This window comes from Sandarakinorhabdus oryzae, from assembly GCF_009733735.1.
Taxonomy (GTDB): Bacteria; Pseudomonadota; Alphaproteobacteria; order Sphingomonadales; family Sphingomonadaceae; genus Sandarakinorhabdus; species Sandarakinorhabdus oryzae.
On record NZ_WNJP01000179.1, the window covers coordinates 1 to 5,321 of the forward strand.

General features: G+C 66.6%; 4 protein-coding genes. 3 read left to right on the plus strand and 1 reads right to left on the minus strand.

Annotation, left to right across the window (positions count from 1 at the left end; all coding sequences use genetic code 11):
- Together GJ693_RS13565 and GJ693_RS13570 are read left to right on the plus strand one after the other, a co-directional pair.
- The coding region (locus GJ693_RS13565; RefSeq protein WP_197042196.1) for an anti-sigma factor at positions 1-495 on the plus strand (495 nt) is incomplete at its 5' end.
- Between the two features lie 127 nt (positions 496-622).
- The gene (locus GJ693_RS13570) at positions 623-1,174 is read left to right on the plus strand and encodes a fasciclin domain-containing protein (RefSeq protein ID WP_156256816.1); all 552 of its coding nucleotides are present in this window, start codon (positions 623-625) and stop codon (positions 1,172-1,174) included.
- Positions 1,175-1,229: 55 nt separating this feature from the next.
- Here GJ693_RS13570 and GJ693_RS13575 read toward each other — a convergent pair whose 3' ends face one another.
- On the minus strand, positions 1,230-3,053 hold the full coding sequence (locus GJ693_RS13575; RefSeq protein ID WP_156256817.1) for an ABCB family ABC transporter ATP-binding protein/permease: 1,824 nt from the start codon (positions 3,051-3,053) through the stop codon (positions 1,230-1,232).
- A gap of 91 nt (positions 3,054-3,144) precedes the next feature.
- On the opposite strand from GJ693_RS13575, the gene GJ693_RS13580 reads away from it, so the two are divergent.
- Positions 3,145-5,321, plus strand: a 2,177-nt coding sequence (locus GJ693_RS13580) for a ribonuclease R family protein (RefSeq protein WP_156256818.1), incomplete at its 3' end; no start/stop codon positions are given.

Genomic DNA, 5,321 nt, shown 5'->3' on the forward strand with positions numbered 1-5,321 from the left:
GACGCGCCCCAGCCAGCCGCTGGCCTGTGGTCCAACCTTGGCCTGTGGCGCCTGCTTGGCATCGGTGGCCCGGTGCTGGCGGCTGTTGCCGTCGCGTTGCTGGTGCAGCCCGACAGCGTGACGCCTGGCGCGCCGGCCGCGATCACCAGCGGCCCGGCGCTGGTGGCAACGCTGGCGGACGCGACAGGCAAGCCGCTGATTGCGGCTGCCTATGATCCGACCAGTGGCCAGGTGCGCTTTGCGCCGGTCGCCACCACGGCCGATGCCACGGGCGGCAAGGTGCCGGAACTGTGGGTGATCGAAGGCAAGAGCCCGCCGCGCTCGCTGGGCGTGATCGACATTTCGGCCGGCACCAGCCACGCCATCCCGCGCGACCGGCTGGCCGGGCTGAAACCGGGTGCGGTGCTGGCCATCTCGATCGAGCCCACCGGCGGTTCGCCGACCGGCGCTCCCACCGGGCCGGTGATCGCCACCGGCAAATTGTCTGCCGCCTGAAGCAAGCAGCCGGAATATCTGGCCATTTCGTCGCAGCGGCACTGGCAAGTGCAGCCTTGTCACCCATCTCTCGTATCTGAAACACCCCGCCACCCCCGGCGGGCCTCATGACGAGATGGAGTGTCTCATGCGTTCCTCTAATGCCTTGCGCGCCGCGCTGTTTGCCATTGCCGCGGCCGGCCTTTCCCCCATGGCCAGCGCCTATCCGATGGTTGGTGGCGCCGCGATGCTGCCCACCAAGGACATCATCGACAATGCCGTGAACTCGGCTGATCACACCACGCTGGTGGCCGCCGTGAAGGCCGCTGGCCTGGTCGACACGCTGAAGGGCAAGGGCCCGTTCACCGTGTTTGCCCCCACCAATGCCGCCTTTGCCAAGCTGCCGGCCGGCACCGTTGAAAATCTGCTGAAGCCGGAAAACAAGGCGACGCTCACCGCGGTCCTCACCTATCACGTGCTGGCCGGCCGCTATTCGGCCGCCGATATCGTCAAGGCCATCAAGGCTGGCGGCGGCAAGGCCGAATTCACCACCGTGCAGGGCGAAAAGCTCACCGCGTCGATGATGGGCAATCTCGTCATGCTGCGCGATGCCAAGGGCGGCATGAGCCATGTGCGCCAGGCCGACGTGTTCCAGTCCAACGGCGTCATTCACGTGGTGGACACGGTGGTGCTGCCATAAAAATTTGGTTGGTTGCGTCATCAGGGGGCTGGCTCACCCGAGCCGGCCCCTTTTTTCATGCGGCAGCGCTGGCCGCTTCGCTGTCGTCGTCCTCGGCCTGCTGTAGTGCCCACATCTCGGCATAGGCGGCGCCCTTCGCCAGCAACGCGTCATGGCGGCCACGCTCGATGATGCGGCCGGCGTCCATCACGATGATCTCGTCGGCATCGGTGATGGTGGAAAGCCGGTGGGCAATCACGATGGTGGTGCGCCCGGCCGATACACCGCCCAGCGCGTCCTGGATGCTGGCCTCGGTCGCCGAATCGAGCGCGCTGGTGGCTTCATCGAGGATCAGGATCGCCGGGTCCTTGAGGATGGTGCGGGCGATGGCGACGCGCTGCTTCTCGCCGCCCGACAATTTCAGCCCGCGCTCACCCACCTGCGTCTGATAGCCATCGGGCAGGCCCATGATGAAATCATGGATGGCCGCGCCGCGTGCCGCCGCGATGATCTCCGCCTCGGATGCGTCGGGCCGGCCATAGGCGATGTTGTAGCCGATCGTATCGTTGAACAGCACCGTGTCCTGCGGGACGATGCCGATGGCGCGGCGCAGGCTGTCTTGCGTGACCTGCGCGATGTCCTGCCCGTCGATCTCCACGCGCCCGCCCTGGATGTCGTAGAAGCGGTAGAGGATGCGACTGAGCGTCGATTTGCCGGCGCCCGAATGGCCGACCACCGCCAGCTTGCGACCCGGCGGCACCTCGAAGCTGACGCCGTGCAATATCTGCCGGCGCGGGTCATAGCCGAATTGCACCGCATCGAAACGGATGCGCGCGCCTGCCAGGTGCAGCGGCTGCGCGTCGGGCGCGTCGGCGATTTCCGGCGGCGTGTCGATCAGGCGGAACATCGCTTCCATGTCGATCAGGCCCTGGCGGATCTCGCGATAGACCATGCCCAGCATGTCGAGCGGCCGGAACAGCTGGGTGAGCAGCCCGTTGACGAAGGCGATATCGCCGATGGTGAAGCGGCCCTTGTCCCAGCCCCAGACGACATAGACCAGCGCGCCGGCCATCAGCGCGTTGGTGATGAAGCTCTGGCCGATGTTGAGCCAGGCCAGGCTGACCTCCGACTTGGTGGCGGCATCGGTATAGCGCTTGATGGCCCGGCCATAATTGGCATTCTCATGGGCCTCCGCATTGAAATATTTGACCGTTTCATAGTTCAGCAGGCTGTCGACGGCGCGCGCGGTGGCCTTCTGGTCGCTGTCCACCATCTCGCGGCGCAACTGGGCGCGCCAATCGGTGATGCGCTGGGTGTAGAAGATATAGGCGGCCACCATCGCCAGCGTCGCCGCCACCAGTTCCCAGCCAAAGCCACGCCCGAACAGGATGCAGACGGCGGTCAGTTCAATCACGGTCGGGAAGATGTTGAACAGCAGGAAATAGAGCATGGTGTCGATGCTCTTGGTGCCGCGTTCGATCAGCCGGGTGAGCGCGCCCGTGCGGCGTTCGAGGTGGAAGCGCAGCGACAGGCGGTGGATGTGGGTGAAGACGTCGAGACTCAGCCGCCGCGCGGCCTCCTGGCCGACCTTTTCGAACAGCGCGTTCCTGAGATTATCGAACAGCACGCCGCCAAAGCGCGCCAGCGAATAGGAGGCGACGAGCGCCATGGCGACGCCGGCCCCGCCTGACAAGTTCTTGGCCATCGCATCCAGCGCCAGCTTCAGCGTGTAGGGCATGGCCAGCATGACACCCTTGGCCAGCAGCACCAGGCACAGGGCGCCTACCACACGCAGCTTGAGATCGGAGCGGTCCGCCGGCCACAAATAGGGCAGGAAGCGCTTCAGCGTCTTCAGATCGGCATTGCCTTGCGGCGTGCCCGGTGTGGCCAGCGACTGCATGGCCACGCATATGGGCCGCGACGGCCGTGCGCACAATGGGATGCGTTGCCCCACACTTGCCCCACCCGCGCCGAACGCTCATGGTGCGCCCATGCCCCGGCTTCCCCGCAATCGCCCCAACCCTGGCCTGCCCGATCGCCAGGCCATCCTGGATTTCATCGCCACCCAGAAATCCAGCGTGGGCAAGCGCGAGATTGCCAAGGCGTTCGGTCTGCACGCGCAGGACAAGATCGCGCTGAAGGCGCTGCTCAAGGAAATGATGGAGGCCGGTGAGCTGGAGGGCGGGCCGGGGCGCACCCTGCACAAGGGCGGCGGCCTGCCCAAGGTGACGGTGATCCGCATCGCCGATGTGGCCGACGGCGTGGCCATCGCCGTGCCCGACCGCTGGGACCATGCCAGCCCGCCGCCGCGCCTGCGCGTCATTGAAAGCCGCAAGCGCGCCGCATATGCGCTGGGCGACCGGCTGCTGGCGCGCATCGAGGAACAGGGGAATGGCATCCTCGCCTTTCCGATGAAGGCGTTGGCCAAGTCCGAGGAGTTCGTGCTCGGCATCTTGCGCAAGGAGGCGACGGGCTGGCGACTGGTGCCGGTGGACAAGAAGGCGAGGCAAGATCTGGCCATCAACGATCCCGGCGACGGCCAGCCGGGCGATCTGGTGCTGGCGGAACCCAGTGGCCGCCCGCCACGCCAATATGGCCGGGTGGTGGAAGTGCTGGGCGATCCGTTCCAGCCCAAGGCGTTTTCGCTGATCGCCATCCACGCCAAGGGCATCCCGCATCGGTTCGACGAATCGACGCTGGATGAGGCCGAGCGCATGGCCCGGCAATCGTTGGGTGATCGCGAGGATCTGCGCGGCCTGCCCTTCCTCACCATCGATCCCGCCGATGCGCGTGACCATGACGACGCAGTGTGGGCGGCGCCGGACGCGGACAACCCGGGCCATTTCCGTGCCATCGTGGCGATTGCCGATGTCAGCTTCTACGTCCGCCCCGGCACCGCGCTCGACCGCTCGGCGCGGGCACGTGGCAACAGTGTCTATTTCCCTGATCGCGTCGTGCCGATGCTGCCGGAAGTGCTGTCGGCGCATGTCTGCAGTCTCGTCGAGAACGAGGATCGCGCGGTGCTGGCCTGCCACCTGCACATCGATCCGGAGGGCAAGCTGCTCAACTGGCGTTTCACCCGCGCCGTCATCCGCTGCGTCACCAACATCGCCTATGAGGAAGCCCAGGCAACGATGGACACGGGCGAGGGCCCCTGGCTCCCGGTGCTGCAGCCGCTGTGGGCAGCGTGGGGCGCACTCGCCAAGGCCCGCGCCCACCGCGAGCCGCTGGAACTGGAATTGCCGGAAAAGCGTGTCGTCCTCGATGACATGGGCCGCATCGCCGGCATCTCCATCCGCGAGCATCTGACCGCGCACCGGGTGATCGAGGATTACATGATCGCCGCCAACGTCGCGGCGGCCAAGGCGCTGGAAAAGAAGAAGGGCGCCTGCATCTTCCGCTGCCACGAGGTGCCGAGCCGCGAAAAGATCGTCGCCCTGCGCGATTATCTCGAAACGCTGGGCCAGAACCTGGCGCTGGGCCAGGTGGCCAAGCCCGCCATCTTCAACCGCATCCTCGCCCGCGCCAAGGACGGTGAAAATTACGAGCAGATCACCGAGCAGGTGCTGCGCACGCAGACCCAGGCCTATTATTCGCCCACCAATGTCGGCCACTTCGGCCTGTCGCTGGGCAGCTATGCCCACTTCACCTCGCCGATCCGCCGCTACGCCGATCTCGTCGTGCACCGCAGCCTGGTTGCCGCCTATCGATTGGGTGACGGCGCGCTGCACAAGGAAGAGGAAAAGGGCCTCTCCAAGACCGCCGACCACATCAGCATGACCGAACGCCGCGCCATGGAAGCCGAGCGCGACACCATCGATCGCTATGTCGCCGCTTACCTGTCGACCCGTGTCGGCGAGACCGTGCAGACGCGCATCACCGGCGTCGCCAAGTTCGGCTTCTTCGCCACCGTCGATGGCCTGGGCGGCGACGGGCTGGTGCCGGTCTCCACCCTGGGCGCCGAGCGCTTCGTGTTCGACGAGGATGCCCGCGTCCTGGAAGGGCTGACGACTGGCACGCGCTATGCCGTCGGCCAGCGGTTGGAGCTGCGGCTGGCCGAGGCCAACCCGATCACCGGCGCCCTGCGCTTTGAACTGCCCGATGGCGACGGCGCGCCGGGCCCGCGGCGTGACCGCACCCGGCCTAAGGGCTTCCAGCCGCGCCCCGG